We start from the raw sequence: 23,867 nt of genomic DNA, 5'->3' as shown, positions 1-23,867 counted from the left end.
ATTAATTTTTAAACCTTAGTATATTATAACTGCGCCTTATGTTCTTTTTTAAATTTACTGCGCTTTTATCTGTATAAAAATAATACAATTTAATATCACACATATCGTTTTTATGAATAAAAATCCCTTTACACTTTGTATAAATCCCTCGATAAGCATATTGAAGTGGGTATTCCAATTCAAACATTCCTGAATCATGCGCATTAAATTTTCTGCGAGAGTATCCTGCTGAAAAATGAATAATAGGATGCTTTATTGTATCTGTGTTCAGGTTCAAATAACTTTCATTAACATCAAATTCCAATCCCCAACTTTTTAATTTATTATACATCGCCTTAGTAGTATCTATATGCTGTATTGTAATGTACAAAAGAATACTATCGTCATTTGTTTGCAATTGACACATTGATGCTGATAAGAATATAACCCCCATTCTTGCATTGATATCTTTAAAGGTCTCATTGTATCCATTAGGCAGCCTATATTCGAGGTCCTCGTTTTTAAGTGTCTTGTGAAATATTTGCTTTACATCTGGGTTTTCATCAAGCAAAGACTGAGCTGATACCGAAAAGCATGCAAACAAGAATAAAAACAGAATATACGTAATTTTCAGTATCATTAAAATCTATTCTATTTAGCAAATCATCATTTTTTTTCTTATTTTAAGTTCAACTTAAGAAGCAAGTCTATACATGACCCGAATAGAAGCGTTTGATAAGACTACTAAATATAATTATTTAGTAGGAAAAAAAATTGGTCAAGATGTTATTGCCGCAATTATGCCAATACCAATCACTCCAAACTTATCCGTGGAACAGATGTTTACTATTGCTTTAAATAATCTTCCTTACGACAAAACTTTTAGTAATTTCTCTGAATTCAGAATAGCAGTAATGCTTAATTACCAACAATTTCTTGATAAGGGCCAAGTCATTTGGAAAGACATTAATGAGGTTTTGGAGATACTAGGGATAGAAGAATGATCTTTGGAACTTAACATAGCTATCAAATTGCATAGAGAAAAATAATAAATCTTATATTTACTATTAAACATTCTCAATCAATATGAAAACCTATTTAACCCTCTTAATTTCGCTAGTAGTAATAACTAACGGCTTTTCTCAGCAACTTCAAGTTCCAAAAAACAAGACTTTCGAAATAACCAACAGAACTATTGATACTTTAATTGGCAAATCAGATGAGTCATTTACTTATGCATTTCGCTCATTAGGTAAAAACGCTGAGGGTAACAATGTCTTTGAATGCAAAATCGTAAAGGCCCTAATTAAAAATAACAAAAAGCTATTGCTGAATACTGACTCGCTGAGAAAGACCAATTTCATGTCAACAGGCGTCCTATTCCCCATTGCCATGCTCAACAAACCCTTTATACTAACCTTAAACAATAGTGGAAAAGTAATTAGTGTAACCCATTTGCAGGAACAATTAAAATCTGCCCTTAGCAAATGGAACTTAAATCCTGAAATTGAGCAGCAACTACTTAACAACGCCGATGGTGGTTTTACTGCTGAAATACAAGGCTTATTCTACCAATTTCCCGACAAAGCACTCGCAACTCAAACCACCTGGGAAAATAAAGAAACAGGAACCAAGTTTAAAGTTGTTGCAAATAAGGACGGAGTACTAAAGCTAAATACTGCCGAAACGCGTAAGGATGGATCGACCAACAATTCCAAATATTCCTTTGATTCAAAAACAGGTTTAATGCTCAGCCAAATCTCCAAAACAAATTTTACTTCTAAGACCACGGATCTGTCATCTGGTGCTGAAAGGTCTCAGAAAGGAGAAATTATCAATATGAAGAAACTAAATAAAGCCAATACCGTAGTCAAACCAGATTCAAACTGGATAAACATGGCCGTTAAATTTAGCTATTGGAGTAATGAAATGAAAACCGGTGGAGAATATGATTCTTTAAAAGTCAAAAGAGCTATAGAACAACTCAACCCTATATTCAAAAATGATGCTTATTATGCAGTAAGTAAACTCAATTTAATTCAGCAAACCAGAAATGATCATAATTACAAGGTGTATTGGGAAGCCTTGATGGAAACTCCAAACGAATACCTTAAAGATCAAAGCAGTCACCTCCATAACAAGCAAGGGACAGCATTGGATAAAGGAAGCGCAGCAGATGCTTACGCAGTAAGCAAATATTTTTATAATACGCCCTCGTTTACAGGCTGGGTTCAACAGTCGTTTGCTCAAAATTTTATAGGCGAACACGATTATCCTGGGCGTAAAGAAATGGACAGAAAAAGTGCTGAACTGATTCAGATGTTTGCATCCGATAAGAATCAAATTTACCGCCAAAAAATAAGAGCTTTAAACTTATGGGTTAAGGCCAAAGCTGATTCGAAAAATACTGCGCTCCAACTAGAAACCGCAACAGCCTTTAACAAAATGAGCGATCAGGAGATGAAAGAGGGCAATGGTGGGCGTTATGCATTACTTATGTACAACTTACTGCTTGATGTAAGCAAAAAAGGCGCCGCCGATTCTTTATTAAATTCTGCAATTACAAAACTTCAAAAATACACGGCCGATAGCCTAAACAAAGAGCGTTATGAAAGTCAGAACATGCTGGCTCATGCTTATTACTTAAAATTTCTTTCGTTAGCAAAAACGGATTCTGCTAAAGCAATTGGTTACCTGGCCAAGGCAGCAGAATACTCACCAAAGAACAACAAAGAAAAAGCTTATGCCAGCTTTTACGATCGGGTCTTTTTAAAATCTAAAGAAAGCTATCGCGATGATTATATCGACCAGCTACTAAATGCAGGCAATGAGCAAGAAGCCTTGAAATTATTAGCTGTCCAAATTAATTCAAGTCCTGAAACATTGACCGATATGCAAAAGCGTTTTGAAACAACATTTCCCAACCGCAGCTTTAAGACCTTTTTTACAGAACACATTATTAGTACGTGGCAAAATGCACCAGAGTTTACGGTAAAGAACATTAATGGCAAGGAAAACAGTCTATCAGATTTTAAAGACAAATGGCTGGTACTCGATTTTTGGGGCACCTGGTGTGGGCCCTGCAAGCAAGAACTTCCGGATGTTAATAGATTCTATACCGAATTGACAGAAGGCAAACATGGAGATTCAAATTTCCTCAGTGTAGCCTGTTATGACACTGAAGAAAAAGTAAAAGACTTTTTAGCATTGAACAAGTATACCATCCCGGTAGCGATGTCTGACAATAAGATACAAAAGGATTATAAGATCACAGGATACCCTTCTAAGATCATCATCTCACCTGATGGACGTATGCTCAATGTTCAATTCGGGAAAGACTGGAAAAGGATTCTTAAGAAGTTTCACGAAATATATGCGAGTAAATAAATATTTTAACGCTCTTTTGCTTAAAAAATAATGGGGTGTTAGGATCATGAGAGATAAATTAATCATTAAATTCGGTAATACATGACTATACTTTAGGCTCTTTTGTAAACATTGACCTTGCATCTTTTCTTGTAATAATAGGACTATTCACAATGATAGTTTTTTATTGCTAAAAAGGTTTTTTTCAAGAAAACTTGGTCATCAAAAGAAATCTGTTATTAATATTTATTCCGGGATATTCAGTCTACTGTTCACTGTTGTGGTGATTCTAGTGATGCTGTACTGTTTAATGTAAAAAAAACCTCATAAAGACGAGATTGCGATTTCTTTTGCTGTACATTTTATACATTCTGTCGTATAGGTGTATTTTATCTCCCATTTAAATTTCCCCTTTTAAGTTGTTATGAGATCAAAATTAACTTGTCTAAAATACCTATTAATCCCTTCTGACTTAGAATCTGCTCATAAGCAGATTCTAAGTCAACTTTCGTTGCCTTTTTACACGGACGCTGGAGATAAGCACCGCGGAAATCCCCCTAAGAGATCTACATCATTACCCCATATTTTACAACATAAAAATGCATACTAACAGATAAAGGTATCTTTGACTATGCAAAAAAACATTAAGTAAAGAAAGGAGCTCGCCAATAGCGCATATGGTAGTTAAAATGCTTTATCACTATTGCTTTTTAAATACATAACGCTCTCCCCCCTCTTCATCTTTCCACTCGAAAAGATACCAAGGGGGATTTTGTGATAGTAAGCCACTTGACCCTGAGATCAAAATTTGAGTATCAAACTCATCCTCTTGATTTAAGATTTTGTTGAAGTTCATAGATATTTCCCACCAACCCTGCCCTTTTTTTAATAGCCATTTACCACTCCCATAAACTTTCTTGCCTTTATGCCCTTGAGTTTGACCAAAAAAATGCTCTCCAGGAAGCATCTCCCCCTCAAATGTTCCATTGGCTTTAAACCTTAACTTCGAACCATCAACGCCAATCCATTCTCCTATAATATTTTTTTTAGTAGGCACAGCACTATTACACGAATGGAAAAAAAATGCTAGTGCAACAATTACAATATTTACTAATCTGATATTTTTCATTTTAACCTTATTCTTTCTATCCAATTATATGTTTAAGTTGTTTTTGATAAAGGACCACTTAAAAAAAGTTATTTAATGGCTGCCCTATATAAGTGTTCTACCAGGAAGTACAACCTACGACCGGAGGAAGGGTTGCGGATTCAATCGTCGGTCTCATCGCGCTTTTTGTTAAATTCAATTTTACCTTTCTCTACTTTATCAAAAAAGTATCCGCTTGACACGATTTCAAATCCATTTGCATTAATATCAAATGTGATAAAGGTTTCAGTTTTTTGGCTAATCCGATAACCTATTGTTCTAAGTTCAGATTCTATTTTTTCCACAACAGTTTGTGTATCTGAGCTTACTAATTGTTCGATTTTAAATTTCAGCATAATTCTAATGTTGTCCGTAGCTATTAATGTAATTATTTGTAAGGTGGCTTGGCGTCGGTCCAATATATATTGGTGAGCCAATTAAAGTAGTAGATTGAAACAAATGTACATGCTTGTGATCCTCATACGGAAACACCAATTTTTCCGCTACCCGCAGATGCTCCGAAACCAAGTCCATTCCAATCAGAAAATATAGGTTGATATCCTTTTTTAGCTGAGACCAAAGTGCCATTAATACGCTTCATTATTTTCACTAACAGAAATATACATCGGCCCATAAGCTGGTAATGATTCTAAAATCTCGTAACGAAGTATATGTGACATCCTTATTTATGTTACTATTGAAATTGGTTTCAGTATAAATATCGTTTAATTTACAGAAAGCTCATTTTCTTTTGAGAGAGTAACGAAACTCACCTCTCTGGACTTAGCCTTGGCTTAAATAGTGTTCATCTTTTTCGGACAAGAAAAAGTGGTTAAAACGTATGATTAAATTTAGTTTGCTCTGCCTCTTCAATTTTTATCTTTTTAATTGTTGAGTTGTTCAGCTCAGGATTACTATTCCATGTCTGTGTGCCTCAAATAGTACCTTCAATGGTCTGAACTTGATTTCATGTCTTTCTCATACCTCAGTTGAGCATTGCTCATCTATTCTCTTTGTGATTTATCATTATTCTGGGATTAGTACATAAATTAAAGTCATTTACTTACATATTCCTATACAATGGTTCTCATTTCCCCTCGGCGGGTAAATGAGGTAACGTTGATGTCGTGAGTCGAACACTGGTTACACAAAAACCAAACAATTCGTACAGCATCAAAGAAATCTGTCAAAAAGGTATTTTAAAATAATTTTTATCTATACAGAAATTAAATTTCTTGAGCTCTGAACAACGTATTTTGATGAAGCTAAAAGATTGACCTCAAAGCTCAAATTAAATCATTTGAAGACCAATCATCTTCAAATTTACTCGCCCTTTTTCTAGCCTCTTGAGGCAAAAAAGCCAGCAGTTATGTATAACTACTGGCAAAGTAAGTGGTCTCAAAGACACCAATTTCAAACTCTTTTTTGGAAGATTTACAGGTAATTATTGACATTCTAGGTCATGAAGGAGGATTTTAAATATCTCGACGAGATGGATTTCAAACTTTTTTAGTATTGCAGTATGTTTTAAACCGCTCGTATCTATATGTCCAGTTTTATGAAATAAATGAACAGATGATGGTTTTATGTCCACTTACTTATTCTTTTTCACAACGTGTTCATTTTTTTTGAAAAACTGAACACGTTGTGCTTATATGTCCAACCACTATGTGTATATTTGTTTATAACTTCAATATCATCGAAAAACTGAACATATGCCATACGATAGAACACAGCCTTTCAACGATCTTCCATTTCTACCTCCACTTAAAAATATGGAAGAAGATGTTGAAGTGATGAAGAAACTCGTCACTGCTTCCCGTGCTTTGGCGACTACAAATTCCAGTATCCATAGGCTTCCAAACCCTACCATGCTCATCAATACCATTGCACTTCAAGAAGCACAAACCTCTACAGCAATCGAGAACATATTTACCACCGAAGATGAACTTTACAAGGCGGTGTCAGAAACAATTCGGGAAGAAAATATAAAACCAGCTACAAAGGAGGTACTACGCTATCGGGAGGCATTATGGGAAGGATATAACATCACCCAAGAAAAAGGGAAGATGGACATGGATAGTATCATTAGCACCTTTAGACAGATTAAGAACTCTACAGCTGGAATAAGGCCACCACAGACCCTTACGGTGATTAGACGAGGGCAAAGCGAATTCAGATCGGGCGAGGTAATATATACTCCTCCAAGAGGGGCGGGCATCATAGAAGCCAAGATGGAAAATCTGATCGAGTACCTAAATGACGATAAGAAATACCCTACCGACCCTCTGATCAAAATGTGCATTGCCCATTATCAGTTTGAAGCCATACACCCATTTTCAGACGGAAACGGAAGAACCGGTAGGATTTTGAACCTTTTATACCTTGTGAACAAAGGCCTATTAGGACAACCAGTACTCTATCTTTCCAAATACATCATGATCAACAAGGACGACTATTACCACCATCTGAGCGGGGTTACCCAGCGTGGTGCATGGAAGCCATGGGTGATGTACATGTTAGATGCTGTAGAGAAAACAGCAGAGCTGACCAATCAATTAATCACAAGTATTCTCAACCAAATTGAGGCGACACTTGCCCATGGCAAGACAACCATTAAATGGTACAACAAAGAGGTCAATGAGGCGGTCTTCAGCCAACCCTACATCAAGCCAAAATTCATAGGAGAATTATTGGGCATTACCTCAAGAACTACGCTGACTAAATACTTCGGCGAACTCGTTGCCGCAAAGGTCTTGAGCCCAGCCAAGGATGGAAAAGAAGTATATTACATCAACGACGACCTTATCCAAATTCTGAAGGGCTAAAGCAAAGTTGATGCGCGACGTATAATTACGTTATTAGATACTTTTGGCAGGTTCCTAAAAGAAAAAGGCTATGAACATTAAATTCACAACCTTTTAAACCGTGTTGGAGTTATTTGTGGTCCCGACGAGAATCGAACTCATATCTAAAGTTTAAGTAGTTTCTATCTATCCGTTGAACTACTGGCACTTTTTTAGACTCCAGTCATCACTTATATAGCTTGGTTGTCGGTTTCGTTGTCGCCAACAGTTGCTAAAGGCTTATATAAAATAGTAGGTAACCTTGTTAATAAATCTGTTAATTTGATTCTAAGTTACGTATCTGCTTAAGAGATATCAAGTAGTATCAACATAGTCACTATAAGAATCATCAATAGCGGTCTCTTGTCTGTTCAAAATGCTTTGTGTCATTGGTCTGGTATTAATTATAGCACCCAAACCAGGCTTTCCAAGAGACTAAGTAAAGAGGCAACGGAATAAATGGGCTGTGCGCCTGCTGTTGTGGGTTTATGCCGGAACTTCTTTCAACGTGTCGATTGGACAAGCTTAACTTTGTGTAATGATTAATACACTCGCCAGTTCAATATCCACGTTTTATACTGAACGTAGTCTTATAAGGTTGAATAGAAATCAAACTGTAAGGCTCGGTTGTTGTTTGTAACTCGGAACAAGAATTGCATAGCGACACCAAGCGATATCATTCCTATATCTTGTTTCTGATTCTAAGAGAGCTAACAACATCGCGTTGGACTTTTGGATTGTAAGTATCAAGAAGTGCATTAAGGATGACTAGATTACTTTCGGTATGCTTGGGTCCTAGTAGTATTTGCATACCTTCGAAGGCATCATCTCGAATTGGAACATCAATGAACTTTTGTTTCATTTCAATTGAAGTCCTATATTTTCCGTTCCCGTCTGGCTTCACTCCTCCAGTGGGATGTAAAATGATGCGATACCGAACCTCTTCCTGAAACGCCCAACAATCGTCTTTAAACTTCCCTAGTCTACCAAGATGGGTAATCTTGTTATGCTCATCTATCTTTTCGACTATAACTGGTGTTTGTATAATGCTTGAATGTAAGTATTCGACATCAATCAAATATCTCTCCCCCCAAGGGAACTCAGATGCATCGTCAATATAACCATCCTTTAATATCAATGAGTCTTGAAATGGATAGCTTTCGATGCGTTTAGGGTTTCCAAGAAACGAGTAATGTAAAAAAGGATACTTGGGGAGAGCGATACGGACCCCTCCCATGTCCTTGCCGTACATATTCCATTGTGGGATACTTTCTTTTGCATTCTTAGTCCAGCAGCTAACGAATACGAATTGACCATAACCATCAACGTCATTAGCCAAGCCCTCGTCCATGTCGTCGACATTATCCAAAGACGTAAATCGGATTGTCCTCCTTTTTAAAATGAGAGCAAGGCTTTCTATTGATGTGTAGTGATAGAGGTAGTCCATATGTAAATATAATAATTCCGTGGGGAGAAGAGCAGATCAACCGATCGACAATAGCATCTTTATCGCCGCCCTGAACCATTACAGCAGGTACAAACCGAACCAGAGGCATTCAGTACGTGACTCTTTTGAATTAAATCAGGCAACTCTTTTTGTATGTCAGTATACCACCACCCCTTATTTGCGGCAAGGTTGGAATTATATTCTTCTAAAGCCTTCTTAGCTTCTCTGATCTTCGTCAGCACTTCATGTTCAGTCATATTATATTATCGTTTGTGTCACAGTTGCAAGGTCAGTATCACTCATATCTCTATACGCTTTGCGTATTTCGCTTGTTATCAAACTCCTACATGACTTGTTCAGGCCAGGAACGAGCGAATCCAGACTGACCAGTTTATCATAGATATCTCGATAAGGTGTCCAGTATGTTTGGTATAGGATACTTTTCTCTATCACATCGTGATTCCACAGAGAAGCAGTCAAAGCTAACGCGTTCACCGCCTTGACGACGTCTGGTCCTATCAAAGCGACTGGGTCAACATCGTTGACGTTTTGCCAAGCCATATGAAGATCGATTATCCCTTGACGCTTGAACATATTTTTATTTATTACCGAGGCCCTACCTGCCATGAATATCGCAACCACGCTAACTGCAAAGGCAAGGAATGTAAATACGAGCGACAAGGCTTCATAAGTAGTCATTTTGGAAAGGTCAATCATTCATTAAAGCTAATTTAAAAATCTAACTTTGTCAAGTTTGTAATGCATATCCTAGCTCACCACCTACTCATGGAGTGAAGTTAATTAGGTCAGCATTCATGTCACTTCATACCGAAGCTACAGCCTTCTAGAAGCTTTGAAGGACTCCTGTCTATTAAATTTTTTAGACTTGGACTAGCTCGGCGAGCTTGGCCGCGAGTTCTGCCATTGGTTCTTCTGCAGTGCTTAAGCCTCTTCGTGACCCGAGTAGAGGGCTGACTTCACGTAGGGCTTCATAGGTCGTGTTGTGCACGATGGGAACCAGCTGATCACGCGCAAGCAATGCTGAAAGCTCTTTGTCGGCAATGCCCTCCTGTGGGAGACGGCGAAGTAGTGCAGGAGTTACCAACACAAGCCCGATTCGCGAATTCGCTAATCCCTTGTCGATGGCGCGCATCAATGGAACACCGAGTCCGACATCTTTCTCGCTGAACCAAACGGAGACCCCATGCGACACAAGCAAATCGTGCAGCTCCTTAGCGGCGCCCTGCCTATCATCCCAAGCGTGACAAAGAAAGACATCCCGAAGATCAGGTTGCACCGCTCTCTCTTCAACTGTGCGGCGGATTGGCGTGAGCGTCTGCACTTCGGTGGGCGTGTAATACACTGAAGAACCTGCTCGCGACCAGCGCGGCTTTATGCTTCGGCTGCTTCCGCCACCACTACTACGGCTGCTTGCACTGCTCACTGGCGAGGAATAGGGCGTGGAATAGGACGGGTACGAATTGTAGCTACGATAGCTACGACTACTACATGCAGGGCATGCTGCTGCCCCGCTTGCTGTGCGATGACCATATCTTGGTGCTGTACATCTCGACATATTTTTAAGTTTAAGAGGTTAACGGACACCAAACTAGCACTTTCTTTTCATAATTGCAAATGATGTTGCTCACCGTCTGCGAATGGAGTGAAGGTGTCAACTGGAAGAGCGCAAAGCGCGGCAGTTGACTATGTCTCGACACAAGCAACTGGCAAAGTATTTGAAAGCAAGGGATGGTGCGCAGGATTATCAAATGGTGTGACAGTTGTGCAGACTGAACGACCCGCAGGTGAGCCACACTGAGAACCGCGAATAGATTTGTTAGGGATGAAACTTTAGTGAGTTGCTAACAAAGATATAAGGAGTGGTTCATGAGCTGCGCCGCTTGCTGATAGCCAAAAATGATGACAGATTGCATGTGGGTAGCTTAAGCCAGGCTGCTAAGCCTAGCTGAGTGCTTTGGGGCAGTTGAGTGCAGATGTGCTTGTAAAAGCTTATCAAACGAAACGACATCTGGAACCATTTTATGGCCAGCATAGTAGCGGCTCATACGTATGTTCCTGCGTCTTGCTTTGTCCAGAACCTACAGGCTTATGATAGCACGAATAGTCCGCAGTTGCATATGTGAGCTGTTCTGTACCAATGTTCACCTTGTAAACAAATGACTGGACTTAGGCTTCGCCTCAGTTAAGCCCCCTCTTTTGAGCGAAGCCTGAGAATAGGAATGCCGTTCCTATTTGCTCTTCTCAAACACAACCCCCTCGCATTGATCAGGATCACCGATACTTATAGGAATTGAGATTTTTTCATCCTTTTTGCATAGTGTTACTACGCAAATCCCTTCCAATTCAATCATGCAGCCATATGACTCTGCGCAATCTGTATACCATCGTCCTGCCTTTATAAACGTCCCATTTTTACTATGCTCGTTCATGATTTCAGATGGCCCATCTGTCAGAAGGTATTGGTGTTCACCTTTCAATTCAAGCTTTGTACGTTTCAGGCTATCACCGTTCAAGTCTGCTATAGATTGCTCTGTTAAATAATAAACTCCAATCATTTCGTCCTCCGCAGGTTCTGAATCAACTGGAGAGTAGCCCTTATTCCAGAAGCATACCCCAAGATTGCAGCTTGGTAGCATTACCATCAGACATAGCAAAAGAAGGAGCGTGGGAGATCTCAGCATAAGCTTGAAGTTAAACAAAAAGAGCTACATCTCTGTAACTCTTTTCAATTTCTAACTCAGTAACCTATTTACACTCATAGGTAAACTTATACTCTGATGTAAAGCTATCGGATGTCCCACTTGATGATACCATCTTAACTGATGTTAACTTACCCGAAGCATCACTTGTATAGGTAAGATTCGCTGTTGTCTGATCTGCTCCTGGCTCATAAATAATCTTGCTTGGTAGGTTTTTAGATAGCTTACCAATGAATGGTGCAACACGATAACCAATCTCATCATAGTCTAACAGTTCACCAAATACCCAAGCGTAAACAATCGAGTTCTTCACCTCATTACCACCGTAACTTAAACTCATCCATATCTTTGCATCATAAGAAGAGGTAACTAGGTTACCGTTTAAATAGGTGAAGGTTTCAATGTCATCACCAGTTCCAACCTCGATTAGTTGACCATCAGTGTTATACTTGAATTTCAAGATGTCATCACCTTGTACAACAGTTGTAATCCTTCCATTGGCATCGAGGTTGTACACCTCTACATCTCCATCAACACCTTTCCATGTTACTTTATTCGCTGTGTAGGTGAAGGTTTCAACCTCATTGGATTGCTCCTTACCATAGTCAACACGAGTTATTCTGCCTTCTCCATCATAACTGTAGTAGTACTTATCAGTTTTGTTTCCGTTACCACTTGTGTAGGTGTGTTCCACCAGTTTAACCTTACAGGTTTGTTCTTTGTCTGGCTCAGGGTCGTTCTTGGATTTAGAGCATGAGGCTACGATCAGCAGGCATACCGCTGAGAGCGTTAATAGTGATTTGTTCATTTTATATATTGTTAGATTAGAATTTGAGCATTAATGACATTCTTGATGATTGTGGTGAGTCCCTTAGTACGTGGAATAGTATCTGCCTTGTGTCGTTACCTTCGAGGTAAATCCTGTATTGGTAGATTCTGTGGCCAGGCTTGTTCTCAATCTCCACAGCATTGAATTTGTCTTCGAAGAAGTTTACAAGGTGCGTCCATTCATTCGCGTCACGAATCACATATGTTATAACAACGTCCAAGTCGGCGTTTCCTCCTTTAGAGATCATGACACCTTCTTTGATTCCCCATATATCCTTTTTAAGGTTGTATTGGATCACACTTGTAAACTGCGGATGGCTCATTTGAACATCAGAAACAGCCTTAGATTTGATGTAGCGTTCAAAATCATTGAAGCTACATCCCTCTTGAAAGATCTTATTGAAGATCGGCGCACAACTAGCCTGAGAAGGGATTTTGATTTCAGGGTTGAGGAAGTGATTCGGTTTATCCAGTTTAGAATTCATAGTATGTAATGCCCTTTAAGTTCCAATTCGGCGCGTTAATAAACACTAAAGCGTAGGGAACTGTGCCAATCCTGCATTCAGAGGCTCCTAGGAGGGCCCATTGCAACAGGCGGACAGCACCTACGCTGTAGCGTAGGCGTGACCACTCTGTTCTTGTTGCAATGTTTGAATGTTCCTAGGATTCCTGATATGCAAGAACTGATAGCTACGCTATATTTCTTAATAAGATATGTTACTGTCTAGTCTCTGTAATTGGCTTTGTTCTCCTTGTTTTAAGTTTGTGTAAAGTTATAGAAATGTAAACGAAAAGAAAAGGGCATTACACCCTTTCTTTCTCTACAGTCACTAGTTCATCAACCGTAATAGTCGTGTAGTCATTATCTCCTTCCATTGTACGTTTATAGAAGAAGTTCCTTATGTCTTTTGTGTTGGCATCAACTCTAATGCAGGATTCAATGTTAATGACTGTCGCTTCCTTCATTGTATGCCTCATAACCTCACGTAGCAATTGGTTATGCAACATCGATCCAAACCGCGCTACGGATTCTGTATCAAACCCAATGTAGATAACGAGTAATGAATTACGATTGCGCGTGAGGGTGATGTTAAAGAAATAAGAGAGGTACTCTTTGATTAAACTGTTACTGCTGTTCTGTAGGTGGTCAATCATTACTGAGGTGCGGTACTTCTTCGTTTCGAAGTTGCTGACCACTCCACGAGCTGATTCGGTGATAAGGTGGAACACTCTGATTACCTCTCCGTTGATTTGTTGTTGTGCTGTGAGCTCTTGCTCTACTGTTGTTGCTTTCTTTACTTTCATCTTGATTATGGTTTTGTGTTTTGAATAGTGGCTTGTCATTCATTTAAAAGGTAAGATGCTTACAGGTGAAGCCTGTTTGACTAGGTTACCTTGTAAACAGAAAGGCCTGTCGTTGACGTTGACAAGCCTTATAGTGGATTAGAGTTGATGTATAAAACGGTCTGGCTGTACCTGCAAACACCGTTGAAAGAAGGCAGGATAATCGGGTTGATTAACAACCTCGGTGCTGTAGCTGCGCATGGAGAATGCGTTGATGAGTTGTTGAATCTCTTCTTCCACAGGGCAGTTATGGAACTGGTATTCTATCCTGTACTGGTTGGTGATCGAACACTCTAGGTAGAAGAAAAATGTTGGGGTGATGAGAGTAAACAAGCCATGTGAGTCGGTTGGGTCAAGCTCGTTATTGAGTTCGATGATGACTCTATCCTCCTTGTTTGGCAGCTTACTGTACAGCTCTTTCACCTTGTTAACTATCACGTGGTAGAATCCTGAAATCACTGGGTTCATGGCCTTTTGTGAGGTCGTACCGTTGAGCTTGGCACGGATAGAGTTCTTATAAACGCGCTTAGTCGAGCTCAAACGAGCCTCAATTTGCTTTAGTGCCTCTAGATTTTTGTGATTAGGTGGATTTCTGTTGAGTTCTGGTCTCATTTCTTGTTGTTTTAAAAGGTGAATTCTTCTGAGTTGACTTCTGTTGAAAAGCGGTTCTATGTAGCTGTATATCGCTTGTACTATCTTTTTGCTTTCCTCAAGAGCAAGATTCGGGGGTGAGTGTCCTACCTGCCTCTCTGAGCACTTTATAGATAAAATTTCATTTCTGGGCACTAAGTTTAGAGAGGTCGGTCTAACGCTGACACCTTATAAATGAATAGTGAAAACAGTTAGATCAGCATAGACTCACTGAGCGCAGCATATACATGAAACAGTTTCCAAAGAGGTTGGCGGAGGGGGTGGGTATTGTTGGCAACCTCGAAAATTATATTATTAGAAATGCAGTTGTATGTTTACCTTTAGCTTAATGCTCCAACACTACAGATACCCTTTCAATGTATGGCTGACCAGTGTGCTTATTGGGCCATTGGTGTTATTGTTTAAGTTTAAACCGACAGTAGCTACTGTACTTAGCTCCTTTTTCTCGGTAGGTTTCATCGAGTACTATTTCGTCGCAGTACTGATTGGAGGCTTCTGTTCAATCCCATGTTTTCTCTTTCTCTGGCTATGCTATACCCTCTTGATAAAAAAAGATACACCTGTTTGGTTGATTAGGGTAGCGCTTGCATTAGTAAGTCTACTTTGCTGCATCGCTGTTTTCATTGTAATGTCCTTACCTGACCTAAAGAACTTCTGGGGCAGAGGTAACATTATACTGATTAGTGCTTACACAATACCTCTGATTGCAGGAGTATTGATGTATAAGGTAACAACTGTCAAATCCAAGAGTGATGGGATTGAAGTACAATAAGATATTGGATACGATAAGATTCCCCCTTAAGGTATGGCTGACCAGTGTATTGCTTAGCCCAATACTCTATTTGCTTATTATTAACCTCGGTGGTTATAGAGATCACTACGCTGCATTGTTTAATGCATGGGGATTCTATGCTGTTGCTGTTGTGATAGGGGGCTTGGTTTCGATTCCTAACTGGCTATTGCTGTGGGTCTGCTACTACTTTGTCAATAAGACAAAGTGGGCACTATTAACCAAAAAGCTTGCATTGTGTGCGTTTAGTGTTCTTCTAACAGTGCTGCTATTCAGATGGAACTTTAGCGAATTAGATAGCATCAGTAGAGGCGATTATATAACCGCCATTTCTTATATGGTGACTGTTGCAGTTGGCTGCTTGGTTTATAAGGTAGATACTGTATCCCCTCATCGGCAATTATAGAGCAAATCAATGTATCTGTGATTTGCTGCCGTATTCTTGAATGTGTCAAATAATTAGCTCTATCGTCGTTCTTTTGTATATATAAATACAGAACGGGCCAATCATGTTTTTTTGACACACCCACTATCGATGCGAGCTAATGTAGGTTAGTTGGCATCCGGCAGTTTATCAAGAATCCAAACTGGAACTCTCTTGATCTTTCCTGTTTTGGGGTTGATTGTACCCGCCTCATCTTTCCTCTGTGTTTTAGTTATAAGAAAGACGTTCAACCGTTCTAGGTCAGTAGCCTTTACCTTCTTTCTTTTACCGTTAGATGCTTTAATACGTAGGTCATCATAAATTTTTTGAAGTATAGCTGCAATACGATCAGTCGTGTAGGGGATGTTAAATTCAAATGCGGACTTAGCTCTTGTTTTCAGCTCATGTTCTTGGTTGGCATTGCTATGGTCTACAAGGGCTTTTCTTATTGCTTTGTCATCATAGCCGAGTCGCTCAAGTTCTGCCTTTCCAAAGCGGTTATGTGCCATCAGCAGGTCTTTGAATTGATCCCTTAGCTTCCCGATAATAATATCGGCTTGGCTATAGGAATATTTGTCTGGATGGATAGCATATTCTTCTATCATTTCAATAACCTGTCTGTTGACTGTTGATTTAGGAACGCCTTTTATCTCTAGTGGTTTAAGGTCCTTTTGATGGTTCAACTCCGTTTCATAATTCATTTCCTGCCAGTGCCGTTCAATGGTTCCAATATTAGAATAACCCTCTATGCTATATTCTTTACAGATGTGCTGATCAACCTTCATAGGATAAACATATGCTTCCATGGTCACCGATGTAAACTTACAGAATGGATGTGCAAGCTTCCATGTTTCCTGTTTCTCTTCCATCCCATCCCCGCACGCCTTAAATTTAAAGTCATTGTAATACTGGGCATGGTTGCTTGCCTGATAGTGCCAGTTCTTACTTATGTGATCAAATGATCTTACATCCTTATCTTCCTTGCCAAAGTTGTTGGTGACATGGTATATTTTATGAGGTGAAACCTTTCTAAGCCTCCCTACGGATTGAAAGCCATTGTAGGGTATCCCTACCAAGCTATGTTTCACGCTTATGTCTGTAACAAGTATTATAGTCGCTTTATCATTGTCAAATAGGTCCCAACCATCATAGTATCTTGCACTGTAGAAATTAAACTTCTTATAGTCGTCAGCACATGGTTCGTACTTGAAATGGATTGCACTGTCTCCAAGTATCTTATGGTTGCGTTCCTCGTCACGACAGTAGACATTGACATCTTTTATACCTGCTGCACGTATTACCTTTTCTATCTCTTTAACAGAGTTATAGAAGATATGAACATTGCCTGGGAACTTCTCAGGGTGGGTAAGGAAGTGATTAAGGACTGCTTTGGGGTCTTTATGGTCAACAATAGTAATCTTACCAAAGGGTTTGTCATAGGTGATTTTGTAATGTGTAAGCTTATTGAACCTTGAATCGCTGTACGGGAAGTAGGTTGCTGTACCGAGAGCCTTATTAACAAACTTCCAAAAATAATTGAATGGGGTAAGAATAAACTTTCTGAATGCTTCTACGGCGTAGCAGTGGGCTTCGTCAAGTAAGCAAAAGAAGTGTTCGTACAGCCAATCTAGTTTATCAAGCGCGATAGCAGCATCGATAATCTTCTTAAACCCCTCTGGTGTCGTTATTAGTTTCTTATACTTCACATCTGAGGTTAAATACTCTTCAATTGCTTTAGCCTTTACTTCGTCTACAATCTTCAATGGCTGTTTGTACTTGTACTCTTTCGCTTTTAAATCTATGATGCTTGTGTACGGTATGACAATGATGCTGTGGCGCTCAGCATGAAATTCTGAATAGGTCATACCCAGTCCTGTTTTACTCTTGTCTAAGTATGAGTTTGAAGGTATTAGCTTATCAGGGAAAGCTACTTCAAAACTATCGGTTAACTTCAGTTCGATCTTTGTTACACTTGTTTGCATCTCTTGTTTTACAGAGGGGTTTGACTCCGTTGATGCAAAAGTGCTGATGCCTCCATGCGTGGGAGGCAATGGTAAGGAAGGGTTTTAATAAAGTTTTATAGCCTTGTATTTCAGCTTGTTACAAACAAGTGCTATGGGCAAAAAAAAGGAAGCCAACCACAAGGGGAGCTTCCTCTTAAAGTAACAAATGGTATGCTTATGTCTACTTAATAATCCTGACTGTCATCAGCTTCATAATCAATTTCTTCATCACCCAAATCTAGCCCCTCTGTGGACTTTAACATGCTGTCAATAAGATCAAGTTCACCCAATTGAAGTAACTTGTTTAAGTCACCAACAGTAGCTTTTTTACTTGACAGGATTTCCCAATCGACAATGAACCGACGGGTGCCGTCATTCTTTATTTCGGCACTTCTAACATGAATGGTTTTATTTGTTAAGTCCTCAGACAGTAGTAGTGAAGAACCTGGATATGGGTTTCTATTGAAGGACTCAAGCTGTGTTTTAGTTTCGAAACTAGTATCGAACTCATCATCGATATTTAGTTTCCAGTATGCGACTACCCCCTTTATAAGATGGCCTGAAATTGCCACTCTACATTTGCGTATTACTTTGTAATACCCTATTCTTGGGGCATATTGGTTCATCCCTTTTGGCTCAAGTTCTAAGTACGTTTGGCTGGTTGTTTTGTTGCTTCTGTAAATCTCTGGTTTCATAACTTTTGTTTTTAATCATCTGCTTCATTGCTGATGATGATACAAATGTCATTGTAACCCAGTTGGGTAGAGGCAATACTATTTACTAAGTATAGATAAGTTTTATAACCTTAACAATCAGCTATTTACTTAGTGTGATTTCTGATCATTGTATGAATGTAATCCTTAGGTTCAGATTCTATTTTGTCTCTATCAAGGTATTCTAAAAGTTCCAGTACGTCGAAGAAGAAGTTGGCTTGTGCATCGGTAAGTGATACGTCAGATGGGAGAGTCAACCTCGTATGCTCTATAAGGTAATCTTTGATGTAAGAACAGAAATCTACATAGAGTTTTTTAACTCTTAGCGTTGGCTTCTTTGGGTTAAGCTCTGAAGTAGCCTTTAACCGCTCTAAGGATATTGGTTCATCGGTAGCAAAGCTATCACCAAAGAGGTCATATAATATCTTTTCTCCAAACACACCTAAAGGAAAATCTCTAGCTTCTATAGCCTTGTATATCTGCTCACACATCCACTTTGCTACCACTGTATCCTTTATTGCGACACTGCCTGTTACTGGCTTGGCAACTAGCTGAAAGTGTTGTCTTGGGTTTGATTCCTTGTAGGCGAGTAAGAACTTGGCAACCTCCTTGGAGGTCTGATCGTCGTTATAGTTATTCCAGTACGCCTCGTAACGTTCTGCGATTTGTTCATTCTTCTTCAAGATAAGGTAGAGCAATTCTTCATAATGGTCAGCTATGCCATACGTCTCTACGATGGTTTTTAGCCCTTCAGAGACACTCAAATAACGTGTTTCCCTCATGTATTCTAAGTTAACAGGAACGCCTCCTGCTTGCTGTATTGCGGCGATATCAGCATCTGTGATATTAGGGAAGAATGTCTTTAGTTTATTAAAGTCAGGGTTGAGAGTTGTTTCGTACATGGCTATCTGTTTAAACGGAGCAGCTAAGCTACTCCGCTGTAAAGATATTCATCAGCCCGATATTTTCAATACTGCTATTCTTGCATTCTATCCATAGCCAGCTTTAATATCTCCGCATGTTCCTGATTACTTTTTCGCAGGTATCTTAAGAATGCAGCCTCGGTTTTGTGAGTTGTAATCGCCATGATGGTATTATTAGGTACAACTCCGTACAAGTTAGTAGCAAACGACCTTCTAGCCGTATGAGTACTGATCAGTTGCCACTTCTTAACATTCGAGACTTCCTTCCTCCCATTGACGAATTGAACCTTCTCTTCGCGAGAATTGATCTTCGCCATCTTACAGAGTACCTTTATCTGCCTGTTCATGTACTGATTGGCATAACCACATGGCAATCCATTGTCATACTTAGAAAGTATACACCTGACTACTTTATTGATTGGTATTACTGCTAAGGAACTAGTCTTGCTTGTCTTTATCTTTATAAACCCCTCCTGTATGTGTCCTTCAGTTAACCTATTGAAGTCACTAAATCGCAATCCTGTCCATGCGCCGACCAAAAACAAATCTCGAATGCGGTCTAACTCTACTCTTTTAGATAAGTCTAGTTCATAGAGTAACTTTAGCTCTTCTCTGTTGAGGTAAACAGTCTCAGAGAGGTAGGCAGGCTTCCTAAAGTCTCTGTGCTTATAAAAGGTAACATCGTGTAACCCCTCTTCTTCGGCTTTGCGAAGCCAACATTTTATAACTTTGATATGCTTACCGATGGTACTTGGATTATAACTTTTTTCACTATTGCACCAATCAGTAAACCTGAAGTACCAGTTCATGTCTATGTCTTTGAAATCAAAATCTCCTATCTCCTTGGCAAACACCTTTAGCAATCTAAGAGTAGTAGTATAAGTTTTAATCGTGTTAACGCTGGTAACACTTGTCTCGTTGTTGGTTACGATCTGCTTCTTTGGTGCGTACTCATAACTAAACCAATCAATGAACTCGAAGAAGGTCTTCTTAGACTCCTTCACTGTCCTATCAAACCTTAAGTCCAGTAGTTGCTTTAATTGCTTAGGATCAGGATACCGTTGGTCGCTGCCTCTAAGGTATGTTTCGATCTCTGCATGGATAGCCTGAGTCATCAACCTTAAATTTGAATTGAGTAGCTCTGCGGATGGGAAGTCCTTCATCTTTCTTGCTTTCTGATTAGCTACATCCCAGTATTTCGGCAGTACACGCTTCCCGCTCGAATAGACGAGTCTCTGATTGTTGTAACGTACAATTACATTGATTGGTGTTTCTTTGTCTGCATTGGGCTCTCTTAAATTGAGTTTAATCTCTGCCATCTTGGTAAGTGTTGCAACCACGACAACCGTTTTTTCGTTGTCGGTTTGGTTGTCGGATACCTACTATTCTATTAAAACCCGATAAACAAAAACGGCCTCTCTGTATTAGAAAAGCCGTTTAGAGGATTATTTCACCTCTCAAAGTGGTCCCGACGAGAATCGAACTCATATCTAAAGTTTAGGAAACTTCTATTCTATCCGTTGAACTACGGGACCAATAATAAATGCTATAAAATATATTTTAGTAGCAGGCGCAAATATAATAATAAATCAATAGCATAATGCCACAAAATAATAGTGTGATTCGATTATCGAATCACACTACCGTTGCTATGATTTTGTACTGGTGATACGAAAGCTAACTTGCCATCCGAATCTTCAGACATCAGGATCATTCCCTGAGAAAGAATTCCTTTAATTTCGCGTGGAGCCAGGTTTACAACCAAACTAACTTGCTGTCCTATTATTTCTTCTGGCTTATAATACTCGGCAATGCCCGAAACAACAGTTCGTTGATCAATACCAGTGTCAAGCGTTAGCTTTAACAGCTTCTTGGTCTTCTCAACCTTTTCTGCTGCAATAATTGTAGCTACCCTGATATCAATTGCCGTAAATTGTTCAAATTGAATGTTCTCTTTAGCAGGCTCTACAGTTGCTGTTGCAGCAACATTATCGGCTTTGCTTTTTTTAAGTTTATCTATTTGAGCTTGTACCGTTTCGTCTTCGATCTTATCAAACAACAACACAGGCTCGTTAAGCTCGTGGCCGCGTTTCAATAAGCCCATTTTACCAGCATCCTCCCATAAATGGCCACCGTAATTAAGCATTTTCTGCAATTTATCGGCAGTAAAAGGTAAAAAAGGTTCAATCAGTATTTCTAGGGTGGCAGCAATTTGCAAACTGATGTTTAGGATGGTGCGTACACGATCTTCATCTGTTTTTATAACCTTCCAGGGCCCTGTTTCTGCCAGGTATTTATTACCTAAGCGAGCAACATTCATTACCTCTGCCAAAGCCTCTCTGAAACGATAATTTTCTATCGAAGCACTTATTTTTGCAGGGTATGCAGCCAGGTCATCAATCACCTGCTGATCTTCTGGTGTGATGGTCATGCATGTTGGAACCTTACCTCCAAAATATTTATGCGTTAAAACTACCACTCTGTTAATGAAATTACCTAAAATGGCAACCAGTTCATTGTTATTTCTTGCCTGAAAATCTTTCCAGGTAAAGTCGTTATCCTTTGTTTCGGGAGCTGTAGCTGTTAAAACATAGCGTAAAACATCCTGTTTGTCTTTAAACTCAATCAGGTATTCATCAAGCCAAACCGCCCAGTTTTTAGAAGTCGATATTTTTTGACCTTCCAGATTCAGAAACTCGTTTGCAGGCACATTATCAGCCAATGTATAATCGCCGTGAGCCATTAACATGGCCGGAAAAATAATACAGTGAAATACAATATTATCTTTACCTATAAAGTGAACAAGCTTGGTTTCATCATCTTTCCAGTATTGCTCCCAGTTGCCATTTTCTACCTCATTTTGGTTAATGTAATATTCCTCGGCTTTAGGATTCCAAATACCCAAACGAGCGTATTCAAATAACTCTTTAGTGGCCGAGATGTAACCAATAGGAGCATCAAACCACACATACAAAACTTTACCTTCGGCACCTTTAATAGGAACTTTAATACCCCAATCCAAGTCTCTGGTCATCGCACGGGGCTGTAAGCCTGCGTTTAACCAGCTTTGGCATTGTCCGTATACATTTGGCCTCCATTCTTTATGGCTTTCAATATAAGTTCTCAATTGATCCTCATATTGATCAAGGGGCAAAAACCAGTTTTTTGTTTCTTTCCTTACGGGTTTCTCTCCAGATAAGGTAGATTTAGGGTTGATAAGATCAGTTGCATTTAAAGTACTTCCGCAATTTTCACACTGATCGCCATAAGCATTTTCATTTCCGCACTTAGGGCAGGTACCGGTAATGTATCTGTCGGCCAAAAAGGTTTGTGCTTTTTCATCATAATACTGTTCGGTAACTTCCTCAGTAAAAACACCTTTATTATAAAGGGTTTCAAAGAAATCTGAAGCAGTTTGATGGTGCGTTAATGATGATGTGCGGTGATAAATATCGAAAGAAACACCCAGTTCTTTAAATGAATCGCCAATAATTTTATGGTATTTATCTACTATAGCCTGAGGCGTAGTGCCTTCCTTTTTAGCCTTTAGCGTAATGGGAACCCCATTTTCGTCAGATCCGCAAATAAACTTTACATCTCTTTTATTAGAGCGCAAATACCTCACATAGGTATCAGCAGGTAGGTAAACACCGGCTAAATGCCCAATATGTACAGGTCCGTTTGTATAGGGCAGCGCAGCCGTAACGGTATATCTCTTTATTTTACTGTTATCCAAAACTATTTTTATTATTTTGTCAAAGATAAGTGTTTTATTAATGATTAAACAGCCAGCATATTTAAAAAAAGGCGACAAAATTGCAATAGTTTGTCCGGCAAGTAAACTACCAAGAGGCATAGACTCTGCACTGCAGATCTTCGAATCGTGGGGTTTGGAAGTTGTTATGGGAAAGACTGTTAATGCTAAATATCATCAGTTTGCCGGTGATGACACCCTACGCACAGAGGACCTGCAAGGCTTTTTAGATGATCCATCTGTAAAAGCAATCATTGCCGGACGAGGGGGATATGGTTGTATCCGGATAATTGACGCTCTTGACTTTAGTCTATTTGTTGAGCATCCGAAATGGCTTGTAGGTTTTAGTGACATCACAGTATTGCTTTGCCATGTTTATGCTCAATTTGGTATTCAAAGCATTCATGGGCCGATGCCTTATACCTTTGATGATGCTACACCTGAATCTTTAGCTTCTTTGAAGGCTGCTTTGTTTGGGGAAAAGATCACTTATAATTATCAATCATCTCCGCTGAACCGCGATGGAAATATGCAGGGGATTTTGGTTGGCGGCAACCTAACTTTATTGGCTATGACAATTGGTTCTGCCTCTGAAGTAGATTATGATGATAAGATTTTATTTATCGAAGATATTGGGGAACGTCCGGCTGCAATAGACCGCATGATGCGTATGTTGAAACGGGCAGGAAAACTGGCTAAACTAAAAGGATTGATTGTTGGTGCTTTTAATGAATTACCCGATGAAAAAATTCCCTTTGGGCAAACGCCTGAAGAAGTGATCTGGGAAATAGTGAAGGAATATGACTATCCCGTATGGTTTAATTTCCCTGTAGGGCATATAGATGATAACCGGGCGGTAATAATAGGAAAAGAATATCCTTATTAATCCCAGAGCGTAGCCCTACGACTTTAGTAGTTTAATATAGCGCCTT

General features: G+C 39.3%; 24 protein-coding genes and 1 tRNA gene. 6 read left to right on the top strand and 19 right to left on the bottom strand.

The window, feature by feature from the left end; translation table 11 throughout:
- Nucleotide 1: 1 nt before the first annotated feature.
- Nucleotides 2-619: a hypothetical protein gene (locus CPT03_RS19100; RefSeq protein WP_099440324.1), complete on the bottom strand. Its 618-nt coding sequence runs from the start codon at nt 617-619 to the stop codon at nt 2-4.
- Between the two features lie 73 nt (nt 620-692).
- On the opposite strand from CPT03_RS19100, the gene CPT03_RS19095 reads away from it, so the two are divergent.
- Both CPT03_RS19095 and CPT03_RS19090 read left to right on the top strand, forming a co-directional pair.
- A complete protein-coding gene (locus tag CPT03_RS19095; protein WP_099440323.1) occupies nt 693-983 on the top strand; it encodes a hypothetical protein in 291 nt (96 codons plus the stop codon).
- Between the two features lie 82 nt (nt 984-1,065).
- Nucleotides 1,066-3,366, top strand: coding sequence for a DUF6263 family protein (locus CPT03_RS19090; RefSeq protein WP_099440322.1), 2,301 nt, complete (start codon nt 1,066-1,068; stop codon nt 3,364-3,366).
- A gap of 679 nt (nt 3,367-4,045) precedes the next feature.
- On the opposite strand, the gene CPT03_RS19085 is transcribed toward CPT03_RS19090, so the two are convergent.
- The 3 genes from CPT03_RS19085 to CPT03_RS23265 all read right to left on the bottom strand — a co-directional run bounded on the left by CPT03_RS19085 (nt 4,046) and on the right by CPT03_RS23265 (nt 5,093).
- Nucleotides 4,046-4,498, bottom strand: a complete 453-nt coding sequence (locus CPT03_RS19085) for a hypothetical protein (RefSeq protein WP_099440321.1) — start codon at nt 4,496-4,498, stop codon at nt 4,046-4,048.
- Nucleotides 4,499-4,614: 116 nt separating this feature from the next.
- Entirely contained in the window at nt 4,615-4,848 is a 234-nt protein-coding gene (locus CPT03_RS19080; protein WP_099440320.1) for a hypothetical protein, read from the bottom strand.
- Between the two features lie 122 nt (nt 4,849-4,970).
- Nucleotides 4,971-5,093, bottom strand: a complete 123-nt coding sequence (locus CPT03_RS23265; protein ID WP_262497703.1) for a hypothetical protein — start codon at nt 5,091-5,093, stop codon at nt 4,971-4,973.
- Between the two features lie 1,114 nt (nt 5,094-6,207).
- Here CPT03_RS23265 and CPT03_RS19075 point away from each other — a divergent pair.
- Nucleotides 6,208-7,320 (top strand): Fic family protein, encoded by a 1,113-nt coding sequence (locus CPT03_RS19075; protein WP_245869893.1) that lies wholly within the window; start codon nt 6,208-6,210, stop codon nt 7,318-7,320.
- A gap of 700 nt (nt 7,321-8,020) precedes the next feature.
- On the opposite strand, the gene CPT03_RS19070 is transcribed toward CPT03_RS19075, so the two are convergent.
- The 9 genes from CPT03_RS19070 to CPT03_RS19030 all read right to left on the bottom strand — a co-directional run bounded on the left by CPT03_RS19070 (nt 8,021) and on the right by CPT03_RS19030 (nt 14,289).
- Nucleotides 8,021-8,785, bottom strand: coding sequence for a DUF2971 domain-containing protein (locus CPT03_RS19070; RefSeq protein ID WP_099440319.1), 765 nt, complete (start codon nt 8,783-8,785; stop codon nt 8,021-8,023).
- Nucleotides 8,786-8,844: 59 nt separating this feature from the next.
- Complete coding sequence (locus CPT03_RS19065) at nt 8,845-9,042, bottom strand: hypothetical protein (protein WP_099440318.1); 198 nt, start codon at nt 9,040-9,042, stop codon at nt 8,845-8,847.
- Nucleotide 9,043: 1 nt separating this feature from the next.
- Nucleotides 9,044-9,484: a hypothetical protein gene (locus tag CPT03_RS19060; RefSeq protein WP_172954199.1), complete on the bottom strand. Its 441-nt coding sequence runs from the start codon at nt 9,482-9,484 to the stop codon at nt 9,044-9,046.
- Between the two features lie 181 nt (nt 9,485-9,665).
- Complete coding sequence (locus tag CPT03_RS19055) at nt 9,666-10,127, bottom strand: toll/interleukin-1 receptor domain-containing protein (protein WP_245869892.1); 462 nt, start codon at nt 10,125-10,127, stop codon at nt 9,666-9,668.
- Between the two features lie 907 nt (nt 10,128-11,034).
- On the bottom strand, nt 11,035-11,487 hold the full coding sequence (locus CPT03_RS19050) for a hypothetical protein (protein WP_157766500.1): 453 nt from the start codon (nt 11,485-11,487) through the stop codon (nt 11,035-11,037).
- A gap of 64 nt (nt 11,488-11,551) precedes the next feature.
- Nucleotides 11,552-12,313, bottom strand: a complete 762-nt coding sequence (locus CPT03_RS19045; RefSeq protein WP_099440314.1) for a DUF4595 domain-containing protein — start codon at nt 12,311-12,313, stop codon at nt 11,552-11,554.
- Nucleotides 12,314-12,329: 16 nt separating this feature from the next.
- Nucleotides 12,330-12,818, bottom strand: a complete 489-nt coding sequence (locus CPT03_RS19040; RefSeq protein ID WP_099440313.1) for a hypothetical protein — start codon at nt 12,816-12,818, stop codon at nt 12,330-12,332.
- Nucleotides 12,819-13,137: 319 nt separating this feature from the next.
- On the bottom strand, nt 13,138-13,638 hold the full coding sequence (locus CPT03_RS19035) for a hypothetical protein (protein ID WP_157766499.1): 501 nt from the start codon (nt 13,636-13,638) through the stop codon (nt 13,138-13,140).
- Nucleotides 13,639-13,776: 138 nt separating this feature from the next.
- On the bottom strand, nt 13,777-14,289 hold the full coding sequence (locus CPT03_RS19030; RefSeq protein WP_157766498.1) for a hypothetical protein: 513 nt from the start codon (nt 14,287-14,289) through the stop codon (nt 13,777-13,779).
- 367 nt (nt 14,290-14,656) lie between these two features.
- On the opposite strand from CPT03_RS19030, the gene CPT03_RS19025 reads away from it, so the two are divergent.
- Nucleotides 14,657-15,100 (top strand): hypothetical protein, encoded by a 444-nt coding sequence (locus CPT03_RS19025; RefSeq protein WP_099440310.1) that lies wholly within the window; start codon nt 14,657-14,659, stop codon nt 15,098-15,100.
- Entirely contained in the window at nt 15,081-15,524 is a 444-nt protein-coding gene (locus CPT03_RS19020) for a hypothetical protein (protein WP_099440309.1), read from the top strand. Before CPT03_RS19025 ends, CPT03_RS19020 begins: the two co-directional genes overlap by 20 nt.
- Nucleotides 15,525-15,670: 146 nt before the next feature.
- Here CPT03_RS19020 and CPT03_RS19015 read toward each other — a convergent pair whose 3' ends face one another.
- The 6 genes from CPT03_RS19015 to metG form a co-directional block, all read right to left on the bottom strand.
- Nucleotides 15,671-17,524 (bottom strand): hypothetical protein, encoded by a 1,854-nt coding sequence (locus CPT03_RS19015; protein ID WP_099440308.1) that lies wholly within the window; start codon nt 17,522-17,524, stop codon nt 15,671-15,673.
- A gap of 206 nt (nt 17,525-17,730) precedes the next feature.
- Entirely contained in the window at nt 17,731-18,240 is a 510-nt protein-coding gene (locus CPT03_RS19010) for a hypothetical protein (RefSeq protein WP_099440307.1), read from the bottom strand.
- Nucleotides 18,241-18,365: 125 nt separating this feature from the next.
- Nucleotides 18,366-19,160 (bottom strand): hypothetical protein, encoded by a 795-nt coding sequence (locus CPT03_RS19005; RefSeq protein ID WP_099440306.1) that lies wholly within the window; start codon nt 19,158-19,160, stop codon nt 18,366-18,368.
- Between the two features lie 74 nt (nt 19,161-19,234).
- Nucleotides 19,235-20,500, bottom strand: coding sequence for a site-specific integrase (locus CPT03_RS19000; RefSeq protein ID WP_099440305.1), 1,266 nt, complete (start codon nt 20,498-20,500; stop codon nt 19,235-19,237).
- Between the two features lie 144 nt (nt 20,501-20,644).
- Nucleotides 20,645-20,716 (bottom strand) — tRNA-Arg (locus CPT03_RS18995).
- Nucleotides 20,717-20,808: 92 nt separating this feature from the next.
- Entirely contained in the window at nt 20,809-22,917 is a 2,109-nt protein-coding gene (gene metG, locus CPT03_RS18990) for a methionine--tRNA ligase (RefSeq protein WP_099440304.1), read from the bottom strand.
- A 40-nt stretch (nt 22,918-22,957) separates the two neighbouring features.
- Between metG and CPT03_RS18985 the strand changes: the two genes are divergently transcribed.
- Entirely contained in the window at nt 22,958-23,821 is an 864-nt protein-coding gene (locus tag CPT03_RS18985) for an LD-carboxypeptidase (RefSeq protein WP_099440303.1), read from the top strand.
- The last annotated feature ends 46 nt before the right edge of the window (nt 23,822-23,867 follow it).

Source organism: Pedobacter ginsengisoli (assembly GCF_002736205.1).
GTDB lineage: Bacteria > Bacteroidota > Bacteroidia > Sphingobacteriales > Sphingobacteriaceae > Pedobacter > Pedobacter ginsengisoli_A.
This window is presented reverse-complemented; position numbering and strand designations above follow the sequence as displayed.

Excerpts from the sequence above, each read along its gene's own strand:
- CPT03_RS19070 (WP_099440319.1), bottom strand. The coding sequence starts at position 8,785 with ATGGACTACCTCTATCACTACACATCAATAGAAAGCCTTGCTCTCATT.
- CPT03_RS19015 (WP_099440308.1), bottom strand. The coding sequence starts at position 17,524 with ATGCAAACAAGTGTAACAAAGATCGAACTGAAGTTAACCGATAGTTTT.
- CPT03_RS23265 (WP_262497703.1), bottom strand. The coding sequence starts at position 5,093 with ATGAAGCGTATTAATGGCACTTTGGTCTCAGCTAAAAAAGGATATCAA.
- CPT03_RS19040 (WP_099440313.1), bottom strand. The coding sequence starts at position 12,818 with ATGAATTCTAAACTGGATAAACCGAATCACTTCCTCAACCCTGAAATC.
- CPT03_RS19090 (WP_099440322.1), top strand. The coding sequence starts at position 1,066 with ATGAAAACCTATTTAACCCTCTTAATTTCGCTAGTAGTAATAACTAAC.
- CPT03_RS19080 (WP_099440320.1), bottom strand. The coding sequence starts at position 4,848 with ATGCTGAAATTTAAAATCGAACAATTAGTAAGCTCAGATACACAAACT.
- CPT03_RS19000 (WP_099440305.1), bottom strand. The coding sequence starts at position 20,500 with ATGGCAGAGATTAAACTCAATTTAAGAGAGCCCAATGCAGACAAAGAA.
- CPT03_RS18985 (WP_099440303.1), top strand. The coding sequence starts at position 22,958 with ATGATTAAACAGCCAGCATATTTAAAAAAAGGCGACAAAATTGCAATA.
- CPT03_RS19065 (WP_099440318.1), bottom strand. The coding sequence starts at position 9,042 with ATGACTGAACATGAAGTGCTGACGAAGATCAGAGAAGCTAAGAAGGCT.
- CPT03_RS19050 (WP_157766500.1), bottom strand. The coding sequence starts at position 11,487 with ATGCTGAGATCTCCCACGCTCCTTCTTTTGCTATGTCTGATGGTAATG.
- CPT03_RS19005 (WP_099440306.1), bottom strand. The coding sequence starts at position 19,160 with ATGTACGAAACAACTCTCAACCCTGACTTTAATAAACTAAAGACATTC.
- CPT03_RS19060 (WP_172954199.1), bottom strand. The coding sequence starts at position 9,484 with ATGACTACTTATGAAGCCTTGTCGCTCGTATTTACATTCCTTGCCTTT.
- CPT03_RS19025 (WP_099440310.1), top strand. The coding sequence starts at position 14,657 with ATGCTCCAACACTACAGATACCCTTTCAATGTATGGCTGACCAGTGTG.
- CPT03_RS19035 (WP_157766499.1), bottom strand. The coding sequence starts at position 13,638 with ATGAAAGTAAAGAAAGCAACAACAGTAGAGCAAGAGCTCACAGCACAA.
- CPT03_RS19075 (WP_245869893.1), top strand. The coding sequence starts at position 6,208 with ATGCCATACGATAGAACACAGCCTTTCAACGATCTTCCATTTCTACCT.
- CPT03_RS19100 (WP_099440324.1), bottom strand. The coding sequence starts at position 619 with ATGATACTGAAAATTACGTATATTCTGTTTTTATTCTTGTTTGCATGC.
- CPT03_RS19030 (WP_157766498.1), bottom strand. The coding sequence starts at position 14,289 with ATGAGACCAGAACTCAACAGAAATCCACCTAATCACAAAAATCTAGAG.
- CPT03_RS19020 (WP_099440309.1), top strand. The coding sequence starts at position 15,081 with ATGGGATTGAAGTACAATAAGATATTGGATACGATAAGATTCCCCCTT.
- CPT03_RS19010 (WP_099440307.1), bottom strand. The coding sequence starts at position 18,240 with ATGAAACCAGAGATTTACAGAAGCAACAAAACAACCAGCCAAACGTAC.
- CPT03_RS19095 (WP_099440323.1), top strand. The coding sequence starts at position 693 with ATGACCCGAATAGAAGCGTTTGATAAGACTACTAAATATAATTATTTA.
- CPT03_RS19045 (WP_099440314.1), bottom strand. The coding sequence starts at position 12,313 with ATGAACAAATCACTATTAACGCTCTCAGCGGTATGCCTGCTGATCGTA.